This is a genomic window from Schaalia odontolytica, from assembly GCF_031191545.1.
GTDB classification, from domain to species: Bacteria; Actinomycetota; Actinomycetes; order Actinomycetales; family Actinomycetaceae; genus Pauljensenia; species Pauljensenia odontolytica.
Genome location: NZ_CP133472.1, coordinates 1,712,512 through 1,736,153, shown reverse-complemented (window position 1 = coordinate 1,736,153; position 23,642 = coordinate 1,712,512). Strand labels below are relative to the sequence as shown.

At 65.8% G+C, this 23,642-nt stretch carries 19 protein-coding genes; 11 read left to right on the top strand and 8 right to left on the bottom strand.

Annotation, left to right across the window (positions count from 1 at the left end):
• Nucleotides 1–49 precede the first annotated feature (49 nt).
• Nucleotides 50–1,357, bottom strand: coding sequence for a protoporphyrinogen/coproporphyrinogen oxidase (locus tag RDV55_RS07410; protein WP_111823611.1), 1,308 nt, complete (start codon nt 1,355–1,357; stop codon nt 50–52).
• Nucleotides 1,358–1,492: 135 nt separating this feature from the next.
• Here RDV55_RS07410 and RDV55_RS07405 point away from each other — a divergent pair, with 135 nt between their 5' ends.
• From RDV55_RS07405 to RDV55_RS07395, 3 genes are read left to right on the top strand one after another with little or no spacing between them, the layout of a single operon-like run.
• Nucleotides 1,493–2,368: a MerR family transcriptional regulator gene (locus tag RDV55_RS07405; RefSeq protein ID WP_111823609.1), complete on the top strand. Its 876-nt coding sequence runs from the start codon at nt 1,493–1,495 to the stop codon at nt 2,366–2,368.
• Nucleotides 2,361–3,275: an ABC transporter ATP-binding protein gene (locus RDV55_RS07400; RefSeq protein ID WP_111823608.1), complete on the top strand. Its 915-nt coding sequence runs from the start codon at nt 2,361–2,363 to the stop codon at nt 3,273–3,275. Before RDV55_RS07405 ends, RDV55_RS07400 begins: the two co-directional genes overlap by 8 nt.
• A complete protein-coding gene (locus RDV55_RS07395; protein ID WP_111823607.1) occupies nt 3,272–4,873 on the top strand; it encodes an ABC transporter permease in 1,602 nt (533 codons plus the stop codon). The genes RDV55_RS07400 and RDV55_RS07395 overlap by 4 nt, the downstream gene beginning before the upstream one ends.
• A gap of 27 nt (nt 4,874–4,900) precedes the next feature.
• Here the strand turns inward: RDV55_RS07395 and RDV55_RS07390 are convergent, their stop codons facing one another.
• The gene (locus tag RDV55_RS07390; protein ID WP_245907672.1) at nt 4,901–5,719 is read right to left on the bottom strand and encodes a YhfC family intramembrane metalloprotease; all 819 of its coding nucleotides are present in this window, start codon (nt 5,717–5,719) and stop codon (nt 4,901–4,903) included.
• A gap of 163 nt (nt 5,720–5,882) precedes the next feature.
• Between RDV55_RS07390 and RDV55_RS07385 the strand changes: the two genes are divergently transcribed.
• From RDV55_RS07385 to RDV55_RS07365, 5 genes are all read left to right on the top strand, one after another.
• Nucleotides 5,883–7,283: an endonuclease/exonuclease/phosphatase family protein gene (locus tag RDV55_RS07385; protein ID WP_245907671.1), complete on the top strand. Its 1,401-nt coding sequence runs from the start codon at nt 5,883–5,885 to the stop codon at nt 7,281–7,283.
• A gap of 193 nt (nt 7,284–7,476) precedes the next feature.
• Nucleotides 7,477–7,782, top strand: coding sequence for an AbrB/MazE/SpoVT family DNA-binding domain-containing protein (locus RDV55_RS07380; RefSeq protein WP_003795488.1), 306 nt, complete (start codon nt 7,477–7,479; stop codon nt 7,780–7,782).
• Nucleotides 7,783–7,812: 30 nt separating this feature from the next.
• The gene (locus RDV55_RS07375) at nt 7,813–8,736 is read left to right on the top strand and encodes an ABC transporter ATP-binding protein (protein ID WP_111823605.1); all 924 of its coding nucleotides are present in this window, start codon (nt 7,813–7,815) and stop codon (nt 8,734–8,736) included.
• A 3-nt stretch (nt 8,737–8,739) separates the two neighbouring features.
• On the top strand, nt 8,740–9,489 hold the full coding sequence (locus RDV55_RS07370) for an ABC transporter permease (protein WP_111823604.1): 750 nt from the start codon (nt 8,740–8,742) through the stop codon (nt 9,487–9,489).
• Between the two features lie 3 nt (nt 9,490–9,492).
• Complete coding sequence (locus tag RDV55_RS07365) at nt 9,493–10,065, top strand: hypothetical protein (RefSeq protein ID WP_111823602.1); 573 nt, start codon at nt 9,493–9,495, stop codon at nt 10,063–10,065.
• A 56-nt stretch (nt 10,066–10,121) separates the two neighbouring features.
• Here the strand turns inward: RDV55_RS07365 and pgi are convergent, their stop codons facing one another.
• The 4 genes from pgi to RDV55_RS07345 all read right to left on the bottom strand — a co-directional run bounded on the left by pgi (nt 10,122) and on the right by RDV55_RS07345 (nt 16,146).
• Nucleotides 10,122–11,801 carry a glucose-6-phosphate isomerase gene (gene pgi / locus RDV55_RS07360; RefSeq protein ID WP_111823600.1) on the bottom strand — a complete coding sequence of 560 codons (1,680 nt, stop codon included), beginning with the start codon at nt 11,799–11,801 and terminating at the stop codon, nt 10,122–10,124.
• Between the two features lie 150 nt (nt 11,802–11,951).
• A complete protein-coding gene (locus RDV55_RS07355; protein WP_111823598.1) occupies nt 11,952–14,207 on the bottom strand; it encodes a 6-phosphofructokinase in 2,256 nt (751 codons plus the stop codon).
• 170 nt (nt 14,208–14,377) lie between these two features.
• A complete protein-coding gene (locus RDV55_RS07350; protein WP_111823597.1) occupies nt 14,378–15,709 on the bottom strand; it encodes a dicarboxylate/amino acid:cation symporter in 1,332 nt (443 codons plus the stop codon).
• Nucleotides 15,710–15,876: 167 nt separating this feature from the next.
• Nucleotides 15,877–16,146, bottom strand: a complete 270-nt coding sequence (locus RDV55_RS07345) for a DUF3017 domain-containing protein (RefSeq protein WP_111823595.1) — start codon at nt 16,144–16,146, stop codon at nt 15,877–15,879.
• A 197-nt stretch (nt 16,147–16,343) separates the two neighbouring features.
• On the opposite strand from RDV55_RS07345, the gene pta reads away from it, so the two are divergent.
• From pta to RDV55_RS07330, 3 genes are all read left to right on the top strand, one after another.
• Nucleotides 16,344–17,822 (top strand): phosphate acetyltransferase, encoded by a 1,479-nt coding sequence (gene pta, locus RDV55_RS07340; RefSeq protein ID WP_111823594.1) that lies wholly within the window; start codon nt 16,344–16,346, stop codon nt 17,820–17,822.
• A gap of 95 nt (nt 17,823–17,917) precedes the next feature.
• Nucleotides 17,918–19,117, top strand: a complete 1,200-nt coding sequence (locus RDV55_RS07335; protein ID WP_111823592.1) for an acetate/propionate family kinase — start codon at nt 17,918–17,920, stop codon at nt 19,115–19,117.
• 88 nt (nt 19,118–19,205) lie between these two features.
• A complete protein-coding gene (locus RDV55_RS07330; protein ID WP_111823590.1) occupies nt 19,206–19,961 on the top strand; it encodes an NAD-dependent protein deacylase in 756 nt (251 codons plus the stop codon).
• Nucleotides 19,962–21,651: 1,690 nt separating this feature from the next.
• Here the strand turns inward: RDV55_RS07330 and RDV55_RS07325 are convergent.
• Nucleotides 21,652–22,557: an NAD(+)/NADH kinase gene (locus RDV55_RS07325; RefSeq protein WP_111823588.1), complete on the bottom strand. Its 906-nt coding sequence runs from the start codon at nt 22,555–22,557 to the stop codon at nt 21,652–21,654.
• Nucleotides 22,558–22,559: 2 nt separating this feature from the next.
• Nucleotides 22,560–23,570 (bottom strand): SPFH domain-containing protein, encoded by a 1,011-nt coding sequence (locus RDV55_RS07320; RefSeq protein ID WP_111823586.1) that lies wholly within the window; start codon nt 23,568–23,570, stop codon nt 22,560–22,562.
• Between the last annotated feature and the right edge of the window lie 72 nt (nt 23,571–23,642).

Genomic DNA, 23,642 nt, shown 5'->3' with positions numbered 1-23,642 from the left:
CAAATGCAAAGACCCATGCAGCCTCCGCACCGCGGCGACCGCGCGTCTCTCAGTCGCGCTCACCCGACGCTCGCACGCAGTTCGCCGCCCACAGGCCTGTCAAGGCCGCCGAGTCCGACCAGGGGAAGGCCAGGTAGTCGCCCGCCAGAATCACCGACCCCCTATGCTCGGCGCGATAGCGTCGAACCAAACTGGCTCGCCCAACCCTGCAGGTCGGCATTGCCGCCGGAATCCTCACAACGCTGCTTGCATGCCAGTCGACGGCGTCAGCGACAGACGGCGCGAGCTTGGATAGCGCCGCGACAGCGCTCGTGATCAGCTCAGTGTCGGACTCCCCCATGACCATCGAGCGCTGCGCAGCCTCTCCATCAAACATGACGGTGACGGCATCCACGCCCGGCGCCGCATGCCCCGCGCGGCTCGCCACACACAACGCGGCGATGGGGCCAGCCTGGCTCGGCGACGCAAGGAGACCGTACGCGCCCCCCAGCTCCCTTTCCTCAAGGCGCCGGCTACACGCGAGAACGATCAGAAGCCCGGAGCTATAGGGGGTCGACAGGAGCTGGGCTTCGAGCGGGGACGGATCCGCGAGGAGCGAAGCGGCTGCGGGTGCTGGAACAGCCAAGACGATCCGGTCCCCCTCCACCACGGTCCCGTTGTCGAGGACCAACGCAGCGCCGGCCTCATCGCGCTCGACGCGAGCAACGGGAGCCTCGTAATGGATCGACAGTCCCGAGGCCAGCGCCCGAGGAATCGCTTCGAGCCCAGGATCCGCGGTCAGCGTGACGAAGGGACGCGCGCCGTAGGAGACCATGGCGAGCGCCGCACAGGCCGAGGTGTCAGCAAGATCCTGGAAGTAGTAGCCCCGAAACGAGGATCCGATGACCGCGCGGGTGAAGGCCTCGCCAAAGCGAGCGGAACACCATTCGTCGGCGGGCACGTCGATGTCTGCCCAGTGGGTGGGATCAGCCGGGTTGGCTTTCGCGAGGCGCGGGAACTGACGGGCCAGCTGCCACCCCGCCTGTGCGGCGTCGCCCCAGCCGATCACTCCGGCGCGCACCATCGAGTACGCGGAGGGACCGTAGGTGAGCGCCGCCGAGTCAACGATGAGTCCGGCGCGTGAACGAATGGGGCGCAGCGGCACCCCGAGGCGCTTGGCTATACGGGGGATGACACGGTAGGTCGAGGACAGAAAGTTTGCACCGACCTCAACCCGACAATCGGCCACCGTAGCTGTTTCAATGCGACCGCCAGCTCGCTCGCTCGCCTCGTAAACCTCCACGTCCTGGCCGCTCCGAGCGAGCGCGTCAGCGCATGCAAGTCCCGAGATCCCTGCTCCGACCACCAAGGTTTTCATGACGCCATGCTAGCGTCACCCGGCAGCACTGCGTCGCTAATCAGATCGAATCATGGGGAACGCATCCTCAGACGACGACGTTCACGAGGCCGTTTCTCGCGTACCCTTGACAGTGACGTAGGGTCACAGTGTTCGATGGGTTCCATGAGAGTCAAAGTGATGGCCGACCTGGCGGGGACCACGACGCGGACGGTGCGCTACTACCACCGAGTGGGGCTGCTCCCCGTGCCCCCACTCGTCGCGGGGCACCGCGACTACGGAGTCGAGCACCTGGCACGCCTGCTGCGCATCCGGTGGCTGGCCGAGTCCGGGATCCCCCTGGCAAAGATCGCCCAGATGCTGCCCGACGAGCCCTCCCAGGGGCGCAGCGCCATCGAGGCGGACCTGCTCGCCACACGGGCGCAGATCGACGCGCGCATCGAGGTCCTGCACCACCAGCGGGCCCGCATCGACGGGCTCGTGGCCAGGGTGCGCTCCGGCGAGGCGCTCTCGCCCCTGCCCGTCGTCCTCGAGCGCTTCTACGACCGCATCGAGGGCCTCGTCGAGGACCCGGCCACGCTGCCCATCATCCACACGGACCGGCGCATGGTCCTGGCGCTGGCGATCTCGGGCCTCATTCCAGCCTCGCTGGGCCCGTTCATGGAGGGGCTCAGCGACGAGGACCACCGAGCGGTGGTCCGCATGTTCACCACGTTCGCCACACTCGACCGCAGCCGCTGCCCCGGTGCCTACGGCGACGAGGAGAGGGAGCGCGTCATCGAGGAGCTCGAGGAGGCCGAGTGGGCCGTTCTCGAGCGCAACAGGGCCACCGCTCTCGCGTTGCTGCGCGACCTGCCCAGTGGCGGGCCCGGGCACCTGCTGTGGAAGCGGGTGGCCCTGCTGTCCAAGATCGGCTACCCCGAGCCCGACCAGAGGCGCGTCATCGACGACCTGGTCCGCCGCTTGCAGGCGGACCCGGAGTTCGGGCCCGTGCTCGAGGAGAAAACAGGAAAGGACTGGAGCATTGTCTGATCTCATCGAGGCCGAGGGCCTCATCAAGAGTTTCGGGAGGGCCAAGGCCCTGGACGGCCTCAACCTGGGGGTCGGGAAGGGCCAGATCCACGGTTTCCTCGGCCCCAACGGCGCGGGGAAGTCCACGACGATCCGCGTTCTGCTGGGCATGTACCACACCGACGGCGGCCGTGCCCGGGTCATGGGGATGGACCCCGCCCGCGAAGCATCCGCCATCAACCGCCGCCTCGCCTACGTGCCCGGCTCGGTGAGCCTGTGGCCCAGCCTCACGGGCGGGCAGGTGCTCGACACCCTGGCGGGCCTGCGCGGCTCGCGCGACCGCGCCCGCGAGGAGGAGCTCACCGAGCGCTTCGAGCTGGACACCACCAAGAAAGTGCGGACCTACTCCAAGGGCAACGCGCAGAAGGTGGCGCTCGTGGCCGCCCTGTCCGCGCCCGTGGACCTGTTCATCCTCGACGAGCCGACATCGGGCCTGGACCCCCTCATGGAGCGGGTCTTCACGGACGTGGTCCGCGAGGCCGCGGACGGGGGCGCCACCGTTCTGCTGTCCAGCCACATCCTGGCGGAGGTGCAGGACCTGTGCTCGCACGTGACGATCATTAAGGACGGGCGCACCGTGGAGAGCGGTGACCTGTCGTATCTGCGCTCCCTGGCCGAGACCGCCATCCGCGTCGGCGTCGGGCAGTCGGACGTGCGGCGCCCCCGCCTCGTCGAGGCCCTGGCCGGGCTGGGTGCCCCCGTCCGCTCCACCGGCACCCACGTGGAGACCCGCGTCCCCTCATCCCTGGTGCCCGCAGTCCTGGGCGTGGTCGCGGAACTGGGCGCGGACGACGTCCAAGTGGAGCCCGCAAGCCTGGAGGACCTATTTATGAGCCACTACTCGGGGGACCAGGGGGCGGCGTCATGAGCGCGTTCACGGGACTGCGGCGGTGCCTGAGGCTGGCGACGCGACGCTACAGGTGGCAGGCGCTCGCGTGGATGGTGCCGCTGTGGCTGTTCCTCCTGGGCCACCCGATCGCCCTGCAGCGCACCTACCCCTCTTTCGAGGAGCGCACCTCGCTCCTGGCCCAGATGCGCGACGCGCCCAGCGTGCGCCTGCTGTTCGGCCCCCTGCCCGCCGCCGGCTCCGTGGGGGAGTTCGCCAGTTGGGAGGACGGCGGGTACCTGCTGTGGTTCGTGGCGATCATGGCGGTCATGCTCACGACCGCACTGGCCAGGCGCGACGAGCAGGACGGGCACGTCGAGGTCGTCCTCGGGGCGGGCGCAGGCGGCTGGACGCCCTTCGCCTCGGCGACCACGTGGGCGCTGGGTGCCATGGCGCTCACGGGCGTGGGCCTGGCGGCCTCGCTGATCGGCGTGAACGCCGTCGTGGGCGAGACGCCCCTGCGGGGGGCCTTGATATTCGGCGGCGTGGCCATCGCCCAGGGATGGGCTTTCACGGGCATCGCGCTGGTGGCCTCGCAGTTGGTGCGGGACACCTCGGCCGCGCGGGGACTGTGTTTCACAGTCTTCGGGGGGGCCTTCGCCATCCGCGTCCTGGCCGACGAGACGGGGGCCACGTGGCTGCGCTGGCTGAGCCCCCTGGCCTGGCGGGACGTGGCCGAGCCCTTCGGGGCGGAGCGCGTGTGGGCGTTCGCCGTTTTTGCGCTCGTCGCCACCGCGCTGGTGGCGCTGGCGGCGCTGCTCCACTCTCGCCGGGAACTACTGGGGGCGGTGCTGGCCGACCGCTCCGTGTCCGCCAGGCGGTGGCGCGTGCGCGGCCCGCTGGGCCTGACCGCGCGCCTGGGCGTTCGGCGCCTGGCTGCCTGGGCCTTCGCACTGGCGCTCACAGGGGCGCTCTTCGGCGTGATGTCGGGCGGGTTGTCCGATCTGATCGCCAACAACCCGTCGAGCGCGGCCTACATCGAGAAAATGGCTCCCGAGATGCGGCCCGTCGTCCAGTACACCACGTTACTCTCAGTCGTGATCGTGGCTCTTGTGTCCACTGCGGTCGTCCAGCGGGTGCTCGGCCTGGCGGCCTCGGAGGAGCACGGTTTGTCCGAGGCGGTCCTGGCCTGGGGTGTCCCACGCACACGCGCGTTCGTAGCTATCGTGGCCGATGCCATCGGCACCGGAGTGGTCCTGCTCGTCGTGTCGGGCACCGTGCTGTCGGCGGCCACGTCTACCCAGGTGAGCGAGGACCACGCCGCCGGCCGGGCTCTCATCTCGACACTCACCCAGCTGCCGGGAGTCGTGGCGGCGGCGGGCATTGCCGCGTTACTGGTGGGTGCAGCGCCCAGGTGTCGATCCCTCGCATGGACGGTCATTGGGTGGAGTACTTTCGTGCGCTTCTTCGGGGGCCTCATCGGCTTGCCGAAGTGGGCGCAGGATCTCAGCGTCCTCGGGCACGTGGTCGATCCTTGGGGAACGACCCACTGGCTGCCCCTTGCCGTCCAGCTCGGCGTCGGCGTGACATGTTGTGCGGGTGCCATGATCGCCTACCGAGTGCGTGACATCCCCGCGTGAGGGCACAGCCTGCCGCCCGGTGGGCGTTCACGAGGCCTGCGCGCCTCCGTGAGCAAGCGGCACCTTCGTGGAGACGTAGAGTTTCCTCACCGCGAGCACGAGGACGATGGTGACGATCAAGGCCCACCCCTGCGCCACGAACACGCTCGCCGCCCCGCTCTGGTACAGGGCCGCCCCTGCGTCTGCCAGAGCGTGGGCGAGGATCGCTCCGAGGATCCACCAGCGGCGAATCCTCCCAGTGAATGCCATCCAGACCAACACGGCGAGGGTGATGTGCAAGGCAATGGCGATGGCGCGCTCGCCGATGCTCAGCAGGTAGAACGGCGCGGGTGCGTTGATGAGCGAGTCGAACTGGCGGGCGACGGTATCTCGCTGGGCGTCGGGCAAGCCTGCGAGGAATGCCTCGCTCGCCCCCGCGTTGATGATGCTGACCGAGGTCACGAGGCTAGAGACCATCGATACTCCCACGAGAAGTATTGCCTCGATGCCTCCGTGTCCGATGCCCGACCCGAGGGCACGCCCAACGTCGTCGGGGCGCCGGTCGCTCGCTCGTAGCACGGCGAATCCGCAGACTCGACCCACCTCCTCGAACACCCCGGCTGCGAGCGCTCCATAGATCGTGTAGAGCACCGGTTTGCTGGCCAGGTTTGGGAAGGCAGAGAAGACCAGCGCGTGCACTCCACCCTCGAGGATAAGAGCGAAGACGACGAAGACCAGCGCGCCGACGGCGGCGGACCACAGGGAAAAACGCCACCTGCGCCGAGCGGCAACGAGGATGACGATCGGCAGGACGAGCGCGGCCAGAGCACTCACGCCCATGGATACCAGGGAAGCTGTTGAAACCATGGAAACCTCGATTCCTTACTCGCAGGGCTGCTTCGACTAGCAGTCGTGTCATTCAGGCTACCCGCCCTTCTCCTCCCGCTACTACCGCATCCTTGTTTGTTGCCCACCCGGGGATCTACCATCTGTCGTACACATCCCAACGGTGATGAAGGAGATTTTGGCAATGAAGCCCCTCTCGGCAGCCACCGCGGCGTGCCTTCCCCTATCCCTGTGCCTGCTGGCGGCAGCCCCCGCGCTCGCCGATCCCCCGCGGTCGTCGACGACAGATGTCCTCACGGTGGCCACCTTCAACGCTAGCCTTAACCGAGACGCCCCGGGTCAGCTTCTCGACGACCTGGCCACAGCAGACAACGCCCAGGCATCGAACGTCGCAGAGACCATCCAGCGGGTGAACCCAGACATCATTTTGATCAACGAGTTCGACTACGACGCCACCGAGGCTGCGGTTGACCTCTTTCGCACGAACTACCTCGAAGTCCCACACAACGGTGCCCAGCCCGTGTCCTACCCCTACTCGTGGTCGGGTTCGGTAAACACGGGCATCCCCAGCGGCTTCGACCTGGACGGGGACGGAAGCACCTCCGGCCCCTCCGACGCCTGGGGATTCGGCAAGTTCCCAGGCCAGTACGGATTCGTCGTCTACTCCAAGTACCCGATCAAGGACGAGCAGGTTCGCACCTTCCAGCACTTCCTATGGAAGGATATGCCGGGCGCTCTCCTGCCCACCAACAGCGACGGCACCGGCTGGTACTCCAACGAGGTACTCGACAGATTCCCCCTGTCTTCGAAGACTCACGCGGACCTGCCGGTCGATGTTGATGGCACGACAATCCACGTGCTGGCGGCGCACCCAACGCCACCGTCATTCGACGGTGCCGAGCAGCGTAACAAGAAGCGGAACTTCGACGAGATCCGGCTGTGGGCGGACTACGTCTCGAACCAAGCCGACTACCTGTACGACGACAACGGAGTGCGGGGAGGCCTGAGCGCAGATGCCAACTTCGTGATCCTCGGGGACTACAACTCGGACCCCCTTGACGGGGACTCCTACCCGGGTGCCATCGATCAGCTGCTAACAAACTCCCGAGTGGTGGACACGGTGCCGACCTCACTGGGAGGCCAGCTCGAAGCCGAGCTTCAGGGAGGCGCAAACCTGACGCACAGGACGGAGCCCAAGTACGATACCGGCGACTTTAACGACACTCCACGGCCAGGGAACCTGCGCATTGACTACGTCCTACCAAACACCGGGACCCAGGTCGAGGACGCGGGGGTGTTCTGGCCGACGCGCGAGGACGAGGCTTTCCGTTTGACCGGTCTGTATCCGTTTCCGACCTCGGACCACCGCTTGGTGTGGTCCAAGCTGCGTTTTCCGCGCTCTTTTGCACCGAGTGAGCCGAGCCCAAGGGCGAGCCACCCCGAGACGCCTCCCCCTTCGAGCGAGGGTCCCAGGCTCGCGAACTCGGGGGCACACTCGGGTCTTCTTGGCCTCGTCGTGGCTGCGGGAGTGGGAGGGGCCCTTCTCCTGGCCAGGCACCGTGCCTACCTGAGAAGCCGGGTATAGTCCGCGCTTACTGACGCCTTGGGACAACGGTTAGTGCCCCAAGGCGTCAGCTGTATGCCCAGAGAACTCATTCAATCAACAGAATTCGTGTTCTAAATCACGCTTCAATGCTCACACGAACACATCTCCGAGGCAGATAATACATGCATACATGTTTTGCATGTTATATCTGACTTAACAGAGAGGCACGCACATGACACCACGCAACCCCGCGCACTACGGACCCGGAGGGCGCGGATTCTTCGGAACCGTCACCGTGGGAACTCGAGGACAGGTCTCGATCCCCGCCCAGGCTCGCAAGTCCCTCGGACTCGAACCCGGCGACCAGCTGGTCGTCCTCACCGACCCATCCCAAGGCCTCGCCCTCATCCCACTATCGGTTCTCGTCTCCCAACACGCGGACACGAACCCCATCGCGGCTCTCGTACGCAACACCATGGCGGGCACCATGCCCCCCGAGGCGGACAGCGGCCCCGCAGACGCAGCCCCCGCCTCGTGACACCTGTCAACAGCATCTTCAGGAGAAGTCATGACAACCCCAGCTATCCGCGCGACGGATGTCACCAAGCGCTACGGCGACCTCACCGCCGTAAACGGCGTATCACTGGAGGTCCACCCCGGCGAGATCTTCGGAATCATCGGCCCCAACGGGGCAGGCAAGACGACGTTCATGGAATGCCTTGAGGGCCTACGCCGCCCCACGAGCGGTACCATCGACGTCCTGGGTGAGGATCCCTCCCGCCCCTCCACACGATGGCGAGAAAGGATCGGCGTCCAGCTACAGACAGCAGCCCTGCCCCCCAAGATCACCGTCAACGAGGCGATGGCACTCTTCGCCTCCATGTACTCCGACCCCGCCGACCCGGCTCAACTCCTTAACGAGCTCGGCATCGCAGCCAAGGGGCGTTCCTACGTGGACAAGCTCTCGGGCGGACAGCGCCAACGAGTCTTCATCGCTCTCGCCCTCTTGGGCAAGCCCGAGGTCGTGTTCCTCGACGAGCTGACCACAGCCCTCGACCCGCAGGCGAGACTGGCCATGTGGGATGTCGTACGCTGCATCCGACAGGGCGGAGCCACCGTGGTCATGACCACCCACTACATGGAAGAGGCTGAGGCCCTGTGCGACCGTGTCGCCGTCATCGATGCCGGCCGCCTCATCGCACTCGACACCGTGCCCGGCCTCATCGCCTCCATCGCGAAGGGCACGAAGGTGCAGCTGCGCACCTCCCAGCAGCTCACCCGCGGCATCGTCGACGAGATCGACGGCATCAGCGACGTGATGATCGCCGGGACCTCCGTCTCGATGCTGTGGTCGGGCAGCGGCATCCCCCAGGCTGCCATCGCAGCCATCGAGGCCACCGGCCTCACCGTGACAGACATCCGTACCAGCTCCCCCGGCCTCGAGGACGTGTTCCTCGCACTCACCGGCCGCAACATGCGTCAGGAGGCGTGAGCCATGCGCACCTTCATTCAACTGTGTCGCGTCACCGCGATGCGCGCACTGCGAGAACCCGTCACCGTCATCTTCGCGCTTCTGTTCGCCCCCGCCTTCATCGGGTGCATGGGCCTCATCTTCGGCAACAACCCGGTACCCGAGTTCGGAGGAAAAGGATTCCTCGAGGCAAACTTCACCGCTTTCCCCGGGATCGTCATCGCGATCAGCGCGCTCATCATCGTCCCCGTCGACCTCGTGACCCAGCGGGGGGCGGGCGTACTGCGCCGCTTTCGCGCCACCCCACTCAACCCGGCCCTCTACCTGGCCGCCGACGTTGTCTCCCGTTTGACGCTCGGCCTCGTGTCCTTCGCTGCCATGTACGCCATCGCCGTGCTCGGCTTCGGGGTACGCCCCGCATCAGCCGGAGCCTTCATCTCCGCACTCGCAGCTACTATGCTCGGCCTGGCGGCTTTCCTGGCAGCGGGCTACCTCATCGCCGGGAGATTCCGTAACGTCGGCGCCGCCCAGGGGCTGGGAAACATCCTGATGTACCCACTCATCTTCACCTCGGGCGCCGCGGTTCCCCTGGCGATGCTCCCTCCCAGTATCCTCTCCATCGCGAAGTACTCGCCGATGACGCAACTCACCTATCTCACACGAGGCCTGTGGGATGGCGAGGGATGGGCGCAGCACTGGGTGGCAGCGCTTGTCCTCATTGTCTTTGGCGGAGTCTGTGCCACCGCAGCCGCTCGTTTCTTCCGCTGGGAATAACGCATGGGTTCTCAGTCGCACCGAGGCAACACGAGGGGCACCGACCCGGCCGCTCAACCGGAAGTCCGAGCGAGCGGCTGGGCACGCGTAGCCTGCTGGACAGCCTTCATCAGCGCCCTCCTACCGGTGGCATGGAGGATCGCGATGCTCTGCGGGGCCGACCTCGGTTTCTCCCAGGCAGATTTCTTCAGGTCCAACGCCTCGGCCATCACCTACGTCCTGGGCCTCGAGGCCATCCAGGCCCTCGCTGGAACCCTGTGCCTCGGACTCATCTACCCCTGGGGCGAGCGCGTTCCCCGATGGTGTCCCCTTCTCGGCGGGAGAAAGATCCCCACGTTGTTGCCCCTCGTCCTCGGAGGGGTCGGAAACGCCCTTCTGTACCGTATCAGCGCCACCCTGATCATCAGGTTCGGCTCCATCTGGCTGGGCCTTGCCGACGGTTGGACCCCCGCGGACGGCATGAACGGCTGGCAGGTGGCCATCCTGGTCGCTGCCTACGCCCCGATGCTGCTCCTGTGGGCTCCAGCCCTCACGATCGGCCTGATCGGCTACTGGCGTCGGCGCACAACCCGATAACACAGAGGGGGCCGTGCCAGAAGCGGCACGGCCCCCCGAGTATCGCTCAGGCGAGACTACTTCGTGCGGTTCGCACGGTAGTACTCGATGAGAGCGCGAGTCGACTGATCCTGCGCATCCAGGGCCTCGGACGAGCCCTCGATCGCCGGCAGGATCTGCTTGGCCAGGACCTTGCCCAGCTCGACGCCCCACTGATCAAAGGAGTCGATACCCCACACCGCGCCCTCGACGAAGGTGATGTGCTCGTACAGGGCGATCAGCTGGCCCAGGACCGACGGCGTCAGGGACGGGGCCATGATCGAGGTCGTGGGACGGTTGCCGGTGAACACGCGGGCAGAGACGATGGCCTCCGGCGTTCCCTCGGCGCGAACCTCCTCGCTGGTCTTTCCAAACGCCAGGGCCTTCGTCTGCGCGAAGAAGTTCGACAGGAACAGCTCGTGCATGTCGGCGTCGCCATCGCCCAGCGCCCACGTCGGGTTAGCAAAGGCGATGAAGTCGGCGGGAACCATGCGGGTGCCCTGGTGAATCAGCTGGTAGAAGGCGTGCTGGCCGTTGGTGCCCGGCTCGCCCCAGAAGACCTCTCCGGTCTCGTAGGTGACGGGGCTGCCGTCGCGGCGCACGGACTTGCCGTTGGACTCCATGGTCAGCTGCTGCAGGTACGCGGGGAAGCGGTGCAGGTACTGCGAGTACGGAAGAACGGCGTGCGTGTCGGCACCCAGGAAGTTCGAGTACCACACGTTGAGCAGGCCCATCAGCAGGGGCACGTTCTTCTCGGGCGCAGCCTCGGCAAAGTGGCGGTCCATCGCGTTAAAGCCTGCGAGGAAGTCAGCGAAGCCCTCAGGGCCAATCGCGACGGCCAGGGAGGTGCCGACGGCAGAGTCCACGGAGTAGCGGCCGCCCACCCAGCTCCAGAAGCCGAAGGCGTTGGCGGGGTCGATGCCGAACTCGGCGACCTTGTCCAGGGCGGTGGACACGGCCACGAAGTGCTTGGCGATCGCTTCCTTCTCGGAAGCCTCGTCGGAGACGATACCGCGCTCACGCAGCGCATCGAGCAGCCAGGCGCGCACGACCTTGGCGTTCGTAATGGTCTCAAGCGTCGTGAAGGTCTTGGAGGCAACGATCACGAGGGTCGTCTCGGGGTCCAGGTCCTTCGTCGTCTCGCCCGCGTCGGTGGGGTCGATGTTGGAGATGAAGCGGCATTCCAGGCCCTCCTGCACGAAGGGCTTGAGGGCCTCATAGGCCATGACGGGGCCCAGGTCGGAGCCGCCGATACCGACGTTAACAACGGTCTTGACGGGCTTACCGGTGATGCCGACCCACTCGCCGGAGCGGACGCGGCGGGCGAAGGCGTAGACCTGCTCCAGCACCTCGTGTACGTCAGCGATAGCGTCCTGGCCATCCACCGTCAGGGAGTCGGTCGCGGGGCGACGCAGCGCGGTGTGCAGGACAGCACGGTCCTCGGTGACGTTGATGTGCTCGCCCGCATACATGCGGTCGCGCAGCTCCAAGACGCCCGTCTGCTCGGCGAGGGCGAGGAGGTGGCCCACCAGCGTGGGGCATACGAGGTTCTTCGACAGGTCGACGTGCAGGTCGGCCGCATCGAAAGTGAACGTCTGGGTACGGGTGGGGTCGTCCGCGAACAGCTTGCGCAGGTCTGGATCGAAGTTGTCGGCCAGCTGGTCGAGCGTGTCCCACGCGGGGGTCATCGTCGGGTCGATCACGGGGATATCACTCATGGGGTCTCCTGACAGTAGAGATTGCTTCGGATCCAGTTTAGCGGGGTCTGCGCCCCGGGTCACCCTTGTTCAGCTCTCCTGAAACAACGAGGCCGTGGACCGTGCACACTCACGGAACCACGGCCTCGTACGCCGATCACAATCCGGGGTTCAGGCGACCGGATCGTCGATGCGGATGGGGGTCGCCTCGATGCCCGGGTTCTGCAGCGACACGATGCGCTGGACGGGGATAAGGTCACGCCACCACTGGACGAAGGGACGACGATTCTCGATGTCGAGGTCGTCGAACATGTTCTTGACCGGGCGGGCCTCGACGGCGCTTCCAACCTGGCCGATGTAGTAGGCTCCGCGGTCGCCGCGCTCGAACTGGTCCACGAGCTGCCCAAACGCGCGCGCCACCAGGCGCGTGGCGAGCAGGCGGTCGTAGGGCGAGGGCGAGCCGCCCTGCTGCATGTGCCCAAGAGCCATGTGCCGCACGTCGTAGATCCCCTCGGACTCGGCGTTGAACACGTCGGCCAAGAACTCGCGGTCGTAGTACTGGGACGCCGACTCATTGACGAGGGTCAGGAAGAGGCGACGGCCCGACTTGAAGGAACTCACCATCCGATCGGCGTCCGCTGCGATCTGTTCGAGGGAAGGGGACTCCTCGTTGATGTACATGTACTCCGCGCCGCTGGACAGCGCACTCATGAGCGTCAGGTAGCCGCAGCGTCGCCCCATCGTCTCGGCGATAAAGCAGCGCTTGGAGGCCGCCGCGCTCTCCTTAATGCGGTCGATCGCCCACGTCGCGTTGTTGATCGCAGTGTCCGTGCCGATCGCGAGCTCGCAGCCGGGCAGATTGTTGTCAATCGAAGCTGGGATGAGCAGCATCGGGATCTGGAACGCCGGGTAGCGGTCCTTCTCCGAGGTGATTGCGTGAACACCCAGGTAGGCGTTCATACCGCCGATGACGAGGAGGGCATCGATATCGTTGCGTTCGATGGCGCGGCCCAGCGCGTAGAACTGCTCAACCGGTGGAATGTCACGCTTGGTACCGAGCTCAGCGCCGCCCTTGAAGGCCCAGCCTTCAACGTCCGACCAGCTCAGTTCGCGCACGCGGTCATCCGCGAGGCCGGACCACGATCCGTCGACTCCGAGCATCTTCCACCCTCGCGCGATACCCAGACGCACGGCAACGCGAGCCGCCGTGTTCATGCCGGGAGCCAGGCCGCCCGCGTGCAGGATGGCGACGCGCTTGATCTCGCCGGTCGGCTCGGGGGTGAGCTGCGGGGGCGTGGACAGGATCTGATTGATACCTACCATCGACGAGAAGGATGAGCCGCGCGAGGCCTGGGCCGCCGCGTAGTCGCCGGCCGCGATCAGGTCCTTCACCGCACGCGTGTCATGAACGGCCTTCATCAGGGGAATACGGGTGATGCGGTTACGGCGCACGCCCAGGATGACGGGCGCGTCCTCGGCCGTGGACTCCAGGATCTCCTGGACGGCCGCGTAGCCGAGCAGCGTTGACATCCAGCGATCGTAGGCCGATGGGGCGCCACCTCGCTGCACGTGGCCAAGGATCGTCACGCGGGCATCCTCGCCAGTACGTTCCTGGATCGTGTCGGCGATCAACTGCGTCGACAGCTCGTTTCCGTCGCGGTCGTAAGCCCCTTCAGCCACCAGGACGATGGACTCGCGCCGCCCCGCCTCGCGACCCAGTCGCAGGTGTTCGGCCAGGTCATCCTGCCAGCCCGGGCCCGCCGGATCCTCGGGCGTGAACACGTAGTCGGCACCGCCCGCGACGGCGGCCATGAGGGGCAGATAACCGCAGTGACGTCCCATGACCTCGACGACGAACGTGCGCTGGTGCGAGGCGGCTGTACTGGTCAGCTGGTCGATGGCGTCCAGGATGCGGTGCAGAGCGGTGTCGGCACCGATCGTCATGTCCGTGCCCACCATGTCGTTGTCGATCGAGCCGACGATGCCGACGATGATGAGGGCCGGGTGTGCAGCAGCGGTCTCAGGCGAGATGATGCCCTCGGCAGCCAGCTCGGCGACATGCTGCGCCCACTCGCCACGGAACTCGTTCGTGCCCGACAGGGAACCATCGCCACCAATCACGACGAGGTGATCGATGCCGTGCTCGAGCAGGTTCGCGGCAGCGCGGTGACGCCCCTCGTATGTGCGGAAGTCGGCGCTGCGGGCCGTACCGATCACCGTGCCACCTTCGGCCAGGATCGAGGAGACGTCCGACCACTCCATCCTCTTGATGGAATCGCCACCCATGCAGGCCCCCTGCCAACCTTCATAGATCGCATAGGGCTGCGCGCCACGCGCCAGCGCCGTGCGCACAACTGCGCGAACGGCCGCATTCATTCCCTGGGCGTCACCGCCCGACGTGAGGACACCAATACGAACTGTGCTCATGGTTCTGCCATCTTTCGTTGACGGAGCGGGCGCGAAGCCCGATGTGCCTATCATCCCCTATTCTACGTCGCCCGCGCCTCCACTACTAGGGCCTAACTCCCATATACCGAGCAAACGACAAGCGCGCGCCCGCCTCTTTGGCGGACGCGCGCTGACGCAGTGTCGAGAGACTAGGCGACGGTTTCGGCACCGTTGCGTGCCGCGGACTCAGCCAGCTCCTCGGGGCTCACAACACCCTCAACGGAGACACGGTCCAGGTAGGCCATGCCGTCAAAGGCCAGCTCGCGAGCGTTCTCCGGGTCGCCCTCGTTGCCAATCGACCCGTGGGCCAGACGGTCCACGACGAGTGCAATCGCGCCGTCACCGGTCACGTTCGTGGCCGTGCCGAAGGAGTCCAGGGCGATGTAGGTGGCGATCATGAGCGCAACCTGCGCGTCGTTGAAGCCCAGCATGGAGCTCAGCAGACCCGTGGCGGCCATGATGGCACCACCGGGGACGCCGGGGGCAGCGACCATCGTGATGCCGAGCATGAAGATGAAGCCCACCCACTGCAGGGACGAGACGGTCAGCCCCTGGGTCAGGACGATCGCAAAAGCGAAGGAGAAGATCTTCGAGGTCGACCCAGCCAGGTGAATCGTCGCACACAGCGGGACCGTGAAGGAAGCAACCGCGTCGGACACACCGTTCTTCTTCGTCTGACGCAGCGTCACCGGGATCGTCGCAGCGGAAGAAGAAGTGCCCAGAGCCGTCAGGTAGGCCGGGGTCATAGTGAGCAGGGCCTTGATGGGGTTACGGCCCGCGACGAGGCCAGCGAAGCAGAACTGGGTCAGCAGGATGACGACCTCAAGCAGGATCACCACGACGACGACGCGCAGCAGAGTGCGGATAACCGAGGCAGCCTCACCCGTGTAGGTCAGGTTCAGGAAGATGCCGAAGATGTGCAGCGGCAGCAGAGGAATAATGATCGTCTCGATCAGGCGCGTGATGATGGCGCGAAACTCGATGAAGCCCTTACGCAGCACGCCGCGAGGAACCATCGACAGGCCCAGGCCCACCACGAAGGACAGGAGCAGCGCCGTCATGACCTGAAGCGGTGCCGGCATCTCGATGGTGAAGTAGGACTCCAGAGCACTCCCCGGCTCGTCGACCGAGCTCAGCCGCGTGGAGGCGAGGAGTCGCGGGAACAGCATGGCGCACACCAGGTAGGTGAGGAAGCCCGAGAACAGCGTCGACGCGTAGGCGATCGCAGTCGTAATGCCCAGCCACTTGCCCGCGCCTCGGCCCAGGTCGGCGATAGCAGGGGTGACAAGACCGATGATGATCAGCGGGATCGAGAAGGACAGGAACTGGCTGAAGATCGCCGAGAAGGTCGCAAAGATACGGCCAACCTCGACGGGAATCACGTGGTCGCCGCCAATGCGGACGGATCCAAGGACTGTCGCGAGGATGATCGCAGCGATCACCCAAACGAGGATTCCGGATTTACGCAGGAACTCGCGCATATGTTTCACCTTGAAACTAGGGATGATGGGTCGCACATAGCATGCCTGAACATTACGAAATCTTGAGCCGATGGCCATGATTCGGGATAGATGCGGCAAAAATCACGCGATTGATAAAGCGTCACGATGAGGGCATTAGCCCCTCGCGGGCGGCGTCCACCGGGGATTTAGCGCACAGCAAGCGTCGACACGTACGGCGCGAACCACCAAATAATCGCGGCGAGGATCAGGTAGACCGAGGCATCCATGAGACGAGCGCGCGAGGCGAACCAGGGGCGTCCCGGCGTCCACAGACGCAGCGCCGCCATACCGACGAGGACGAGGACCATCAGGATGACCGCGCGGTGGCGATGATCCGTCACGGCCAGCGCAATCACACCGAGAACACCGCCCGCGCTGAGGGCAGCGCCGAGCCAGCCGCCCAGTCGCGCGCGCACCGTTCTTTCCTCGCTATTCACGCCCCTACCCTACCGCACGAGCGCGCACTATCAGACGACCGTCCTATCCTCCCCCACCAAGGCGACCATGCCCTCGTCCCGGCAAAGGAATGGGAATATGGTGGCAAGCGGGTTTAGTATGGGTCCAAAGGTCCGTGAGACCAGGAACATATTTCTCGCACCAAAGGAGCATTCGAGTGTCCCGTTTTATTGTCGTCGCCCCCGGTTCGTCGGAGGCAGCCGCCCTCGCCACTGACGAGTTGGCCCGTGTTCTCGGCACCACTACTGCCGATGCCCTGGCCGGCACGACCGTCACGGACGCCGCCCTGCGCCCCGCCGTCGCATTGCCCGCCGCGGTCGAAGCCGTCCGCGCCGCCGGAGACGATGTGCTCATCACCCCCGCGCGCGAGGCCTCGAACCGCTCCTTCGACCACGTCGCCTGGAACCTCAGCCTCGCCGCCTCCACGCGCGCCGGCGTCATCCTTGCCTTCGACGCCGAGGGCACCAGCGCCGAGCTTCTTACCGAAGAGATCGCCGCCGCCCGCCTGCGCGCCGAAGCAGCCGCAGCCTCCGTCATCGCCATCGTCCTGACCGGTGGCGCCCCCGCAATCGAGGCCGACGTGCCCGTCCTGCCCCTGCCGCTGGCCGAGGACGCCGCCGCCACGCTACGCGCAACCGCCGCCCCCACTGCCGTGACCCCGCTGGCCTTCCAGGCCGACCTTATCGAGCGCGCTCGCGCCGACCGCAAGCGCATCGTCCTGCCTGAGCCCGACGACGACCGCGTTCTGCAGGCCGCCGCCCAGGTCCTCGCAGCCGGCATCGCCGACATCACTTTCGTGGGCGACGCCGATTACGTCGCCAAGCGCGCCGGCGAACTCGGCCTCGACCTGAGCGCCGCCCAGGTCGTCTCCGTTAACGATCCCGCGTACCTCGAGCGCTACGCCGAGGAGTTCGCGCGCCTGCGCGCCAAGAAGGGGGTCACCCTCGAGCAGGCTCGCGCGAAGGTCACCGACGTGTCCTACTTCGGCACCATGATGGTCCACATGGGCGATGCCGACGGCATGGTCTCGGGCGCTGCCCACACGACCGCGCACACGATCGTCCCCTCCTTCCAGATCATCAAGACCGCACCCGGCGTCTCCGTGGTCTCTTCCATCTTCCTCATGGCGATGAAGGACCGCGTGTGGGCGTTCGGCGACTGCGCCGTCAACCCCAACCCCACCGCCGAGCAGCTGGCCGACATCGCCGTGACCTCCGCGCGCACCGCCGCCCAGTTCGGCGTCACCCCGCGCGTCGCAATGCTGTCCTACTCGACCGGCACCTCCGGGGCCGGCCCGGACGTTGACGTCGTCGTCGAGGCCACGCGCCTCGCCCGTGAGAAGGACCCCGAGCTGGCCATCGAAGGCCCCATCCAGTTCGACGCAGCCGTCGACGAGGCCGTCGCCTCCAAGAAGCTGCCCGGCTCCCAGGTCGCAGGCAAGGCCACCGTCTTCATCTTCCCCTCGCTGGAAGCCGGGAACATCGGTTACAAGGCGGTCCAGCGCTCCTCCGGTGCGGTCGCCGTCGGCCCCGTCCTCCAGGGCCTCAACAAGCCCGTCAACGACCTGTCGCGCGGTGCACTCGTCGAAGACATCGTCAACACCGTCGCCCTGACCGCCGTCCAGGCCCAGGGCTGAACGGGACCGAGGTCCCGGGGTCCGGTTACCATTAACGCAACCGGGCCCCGGCCTCGTACTTTTCTTTTCCATCCCCCAACACGAAAGGCGAACACGTGTCCTCGACCTCCGTTCTCGTCATTAACTCCGGCTCATCCTCCATCAAGTACCAGCTCGTCGACCCCGATACCGGCGACGCAATCGCCAAGGGCCTCGTCGAGCGCATCGGCGACTCCATGGGCCTCATCAAGCACGTCCACGGCGACGCCGTCACCGAAGAAGAGCTCCCCGTTCCCGACCACACCGTCGGCATGCGCGAGGTCCTGCGCCTCTTCGACACGGAGGGCCCGACCCTGGCCGAGGCGGGCATCCTCGCCGTCGGCCACCGCGTCGTTCAGGGCGGCCGCCACTTCGACGGCCCGGCGCTCATCACCAACGAGGTTCGCGACCTGATCGAAGAGCTGTGCCCGCTGGCTCCCCTGCACAATCCCGCCCACCTCAAGGGCATCGACGTGGCGCGTGAACTCATGCCCGACGTTCCCCACGTCGCGGTCTTCGACACCGCGTTCTTCCAGCAGCTGCCCGCCCGCTCGGCCCTGTACGCCCTCGAGACCGAGACCGCCGAGAAGTACTCCGTGCGCCGCTACGGGGCCCACGGCACCTCCCACCAGTTCGTGTCCCAGGAGATCGCGAAGCTGGAAGGCCGCGACGACCTCAAGCAGATCGTCATGCACCTGGGCAACGGTGCGTCCGTGTCCGCCGTCAAGAACGGCCACCCGATCGACACCTCCATGGGCCTGACCCCCCTCGAGGGTCTCATGATGGGCACCCGCACCGGCGACATCGACCCCGCCGTCGTGTTCCACCTGCAGCGCGTCGCCGGCATGAGCATCGACGAGGTCGACACGCTCTTCAACAAGAAGTCCGGCATGAAGGGCATGACGGGCGAGTCCGACATGCGCTCCGTGTGGGCGATGATCCACAACGACGAAGATCCCGAGACCCAGCAGCGCGCCCGCACCGCGATGGACGTGTACATCAACCGCCTGCTGAAGTACGTAGGCTCCTACACCGCTGAGCTGGGCGGACTGGACGTCATCACCTTCACCGCCGGTATCGGCGAGAACGACATCGACGTGCGCCGCGAGCTGGCCGAGGCCCTCTCCCCCTTTGGCGTCAAGATCGACGTCGAGGCGAACAAGGTCCGCTCCGGCGAGCCGCGCGTCGTCTCCGCTCCCGACTCAACCGTGAAGATCTACGTCTTCCCGACCAACGAGGAGCTGGCGATCGCCCGCCAGGCGCTGACCTTCGCCTGATTATCAGGTTTGTTCGAGGCCGGGGTTCCCGCGTGGAGCCCCGGCCTGACGCGTATCCTGAGAGAGTAGCGCGAGCGAGGAGGCCCTCATGAACGACGACGTGTCGACCCTGGCGGAGTGGATCGCTTCTTCCGCGTCCACCGTGTTTTTTGGCGGCGCGGGCGTGTCCACCGAGTCGGGAATCCCCGATTTTCGCGGGGCGAACGGCTTCTATTTTCAAGAGCGCGATATTCCCTTGGAGACGGTGCTCAGCATCGACTTTTTCAACCGGCATCCGCAGGCATATTGGGAGTGGTTCCACGAGATCTATCGCCCGGTGGAGCCCAACGGCGCGCATAAGGCCCTGGCATCCCTGGAGGCCGCGGGTCGTCTGGACGCGGTGATCACGCAGAACATCGACGGATTGCACCAGCGGGCCGGGTCGCGCGCCGTGTGGGAGCTTCACGGCAACTGGGAGCGCCTCGTGTGCACAGGTTGCGGGGCCATCGCCGCGCTCGGGGATGCCACCTGGCTCGACGGAGATCACGTGCCCGCGTGCCCCTCGTGCGCCTCGCAAATGCGCCCGGACATCGTCATGTACGGCGAGGCCCTCGATCAGGGCGTCATCGAGGCCGCCGTGTCTGCCATCGCGCGGGCGTCCACGCTGATCGTGGCAGGAACGTCCCTCGTGGTGTATCCGGCGGCGGGCCTCATCAACTATTTCTCCGGGGATCACCTGGTGCTTATGAACGCCACCCCGACCTCGGCCGACGCGCACGCGGATCTGATCGTCCGCGAGCCGGTCGCCCGCACCTTCGGCGAGGTCATGGACGAGCTACGCACACGGGGCACCGTGTCTGCGTAGGGCTTGCGGCGCACGGGCATTCACACGCGGAACTCCGCTCTTTCCGAGCAATACCCTTTCGCTGGCACGCTCCGCCCCTCTATGCGCACGTTAACCCTTGAACTGGTGGGCTTATGTGCATGTCGTTGACGGTTTGTTTACATGGCTGTTGTCCAGGCCACTTGGTGTAGTTCGTTTTCGATGTGGGATTTGCCGCCGAGACTGGCATGGATGCGGAGATCTTTCCTATTTGGCGGGCTACAGGCGGGATCTGCAACCAATGACACCTCTGTTGGTTGGTTGTGTGCGGTCTTTGAAACCGGTGACGCCTCTGTTGAGCGAAAAATGGCTGAAATGATGTGTTGAGGGCCGACAGTGGTGCCGGTGGTTGCATGAGTGCACGGTGCCGACCCGACAGTGGTGCCGGCGGTTGCGTGAGTGCTCGGTGCCGACCCAACAGTGGTGCCGGCGGTTGCATGAGTGCACGGTGCCGACCCGGCGGTCTTACTAATTTGGCGGGCTACAGGCGGGATCTGCAACCAATGACACCTCTGTTGGTTGGTTGTGTGCGTTCTTTGAAACCGGTGACGCCTCTGTTGAGCGAAAAATCGCTGAAATGATGTGTTGAGGGCCGACAGTGGTGCCGGCGGTTGCATAAGTGCACGGTGCCGACCCAACAGTGGTGCCGGCGGTTGCATAAGTGCTCGGTGCCGACCCAACAGTGGTGCCGGCGGTTGCATAAGTGCACGGTGCCGACCCAACAGTGGTGCCGGCGGTTGCATAAGTGCACGGTGCCGACCCGACAGTGGTGCCGGTGGTTGCATGAGTGCACGGTGCCGACCCGACAGTGGTGCCAGTGGTTGCATGAGTGCACGGTGCCGACCCGACAGTGGTGCCGGCGGTTGCATGAGTGCACGGTGCCGACCCGGCGGTCTTACTTATTTGGCGGGCTACAGGCGGGATCTGCAACCAATGACACCTCTGTTGGTTGGTTGTGTGCGGTCTTTGAAACCGGTGACGCCTCTGTTGAGCGAAAAATCGCTGAAATGGGGTGTTGTGGGCCGACAGTGGTGCCGGCGGTTGCATGAGTGCTCGGTGGCGACCCGACAGTGGTGCCAACGCTTGCGTGGGTGGGCCTGTGGGCATGTTGTTGACGGTGTCGAGTCCAGGGTTTCGTGTAGGGGCATCCAGACCGCTTGGTGTAGTTCTCATTCGATGGGGACTTTGCCGCCGAGGATGGTGCGGATGCGGCGGTGGTTGTAGAAGTCTTCGATCCAGCTGGTGACCCGGTGTAGACGTGGTCGCGGGTGGTGAAGGTACGCCGGTAGTAGTACTCGGTTGTGAGGGTGGCTCACAAGGAATCGGTCATGGTGTTATCGCAGCGCACTTGGGCCCGCCCCATCGACATGGTTCCTTGGACGGCTCGCATGTAGGCTGCCACCTATCTGGCCCAGCCGTGCATTGAAGGGTTAAGTCCATCAACAATCGGGCATACCTGCTTGGAGCCGTTCCTGGGTACGGCGTCCCCACACCATACCCATCGTTGTCACCCTCCTCGGCGCACACGCGGATAGCTTGTGCGCTTACGGATAGGTTGTACGCATACGGATAGCTTATTTTCCTATCCGTATCTTCATAACCTATCCACATGTTCGTCACCTATCCGCCTCTCTGTTTCCTATCCAGAAGCTCTCGGTACCAACCCGCAGGATCAGCCCTCGCCCAGGCCGGCGGGATCGACGAGGGACAGGGCGCGCGGGGCGCGCGAAATCCGCACGCTTTGGCCCCACGTGAGGGTCAAGCGGTCGGACTCCATGCCATCGCCGAACAGCACGAGGGATTCGGAGGCCACGACGAGGCCGAGGTCTTCGCCCTCATCCAGGATGCCCTCGGTGTACTCGACGCCGGTGAAGGGTGAGGGCCACGCCTCGCGCACGAACCACGCGAGCGAGCGCGAGGTCGGCGCGGGCAACTCCCCCATGTGGCGTCCGCGTTTGAGGGAGGCTCCCCACCCGGTCGCCCCGGTCCCGGTCGAGACAACGAGGCCCGAGGAGGACTGTCGCTCGACGGCGGCACCAAGGGCCAGCTCGTAGCGGGCGCTCTGGTGGCTCGGATGCCCGATGAACACTTCATTCAGTGCGGTGAGGGTGCGCGAGTCGTCGGCGGTTGCCCGGACCATCGTCAGCTGGTCCACCCGCAGGCCGGCGCCCGCGTCGATACGACCGAGGGCCGCGACCCCCTGGTCGGGAGTGCATCGCACGAGCACGCCGGCATTCGACTGAGGCACCGAGTTGACGCCGACCACGGCCTGGTCGCCCGCGTACTTGGCGACGTTGGCGACCAGGCCGTCGGGTCCCACGACGACGATGACGTCCTCAGGGGCGAAGAGGAAGCGCGAGAGGGAGTCACGCTCCACGTCGGCACTCGCCCACCCGTCCGGTATTCCTGCCCGCACGCGAGCCAGGGCGGCCCCGTGAGACTCGTGTGCACGCTCGACGGAGGCGAGGGTGCGCCCGCGGCGGCGCAGGACGAATTCGACCTGGCCGCGCGTGGAATAGCGGTCCATGAGGTCATCGAACTCAGTGGGGCGTCGGACGATGACGGCGCGGCGGCGCATGTCTACTGCCCCGCCTTCGCGGAGCCGGTGAAGGCCGCGACGAGGTCGCTGAGCACGTCGGCGGTGATGGTGATGTTCCCAAAGGACGGCATGTTCTTCGCCATTTCCTTGAGGGCGAGGGCACGCGCCACTTCGGGCCCGGCTGCCGCGAGCGCCTGGATGTATGCGGCGTCGTTCGCGATCCGAGCGCGGCCAGCGGTGTTCCAGTCAGCCTCGTACGCCTTGCCTTTTTCGACAATGCGGCGAACCTCGGCTTCCACCTCAATCGCGTCTGCTGCGGCCTTCTCTTCAGCCTCACGCCGGGCGTTGTGTCCTTCCTGATCGACCAGGTCGGCACGCTTGCGGGCCAGGTCGAGCTTGGACTGCATCTCGTTTTCGGAGATCTGAGATTCGCGTTCGACGGCGAGAGCCCGGCGCTCGTAGAGGGCGCGGTCGGCCTCGGCCTGAAGCTGCTCGAGGAGAGGGGCACGCAGGGAGGATTCAACCCCTTCGTCCGGGCGCAGGCTCAGCAGGCGGGCATCAACGACCGCGACGCCTGTGGTGCGCAGCTGATCATCCGCCTTGAAGGCCTGGGCGAGCACGTCACCTACTTTTTCGAGGGAACCGCTAATTGCATCTGTGAGTGTCATCTCTCCGATTGCCGAGGCCAGGGCGGAGAAGGCGATGCGGGTGACGGTCTCGTCGATCTGCCACAGCCCCTGAGCGTCCCCTCCAGCTTCGCGCGGGTATAGGCCGAAGTCGTAGTGCACGGCGGCAGCCTCGGCGTCTTCGATGTGGTAGGTGATCGAAACCTGCGCGTTGATGTTCTGCTGGTCGGCGGTGGTCGTCTGGACGAGGAAGCTGTGGGCGCGGTTGGAGGTGGGGACCTCCGCGAGCGCGCAGCGTCCGGCTCGCAGCCAGAAGGACTGTCCGACGCCGGATCGGACGGTGCGTCCGGCGCGGATCTGGACGACGTGATCGCCGGCACCTCCCTGGTAGCGGATGAGGAATGGGTGGTGGTGCAGGGTTCCCATGATGACTCCTTGGTTGGGTGGCGAACCACTTGTTTGTGTCAGGATGACGATAACTCCTCAATGGACTTAATG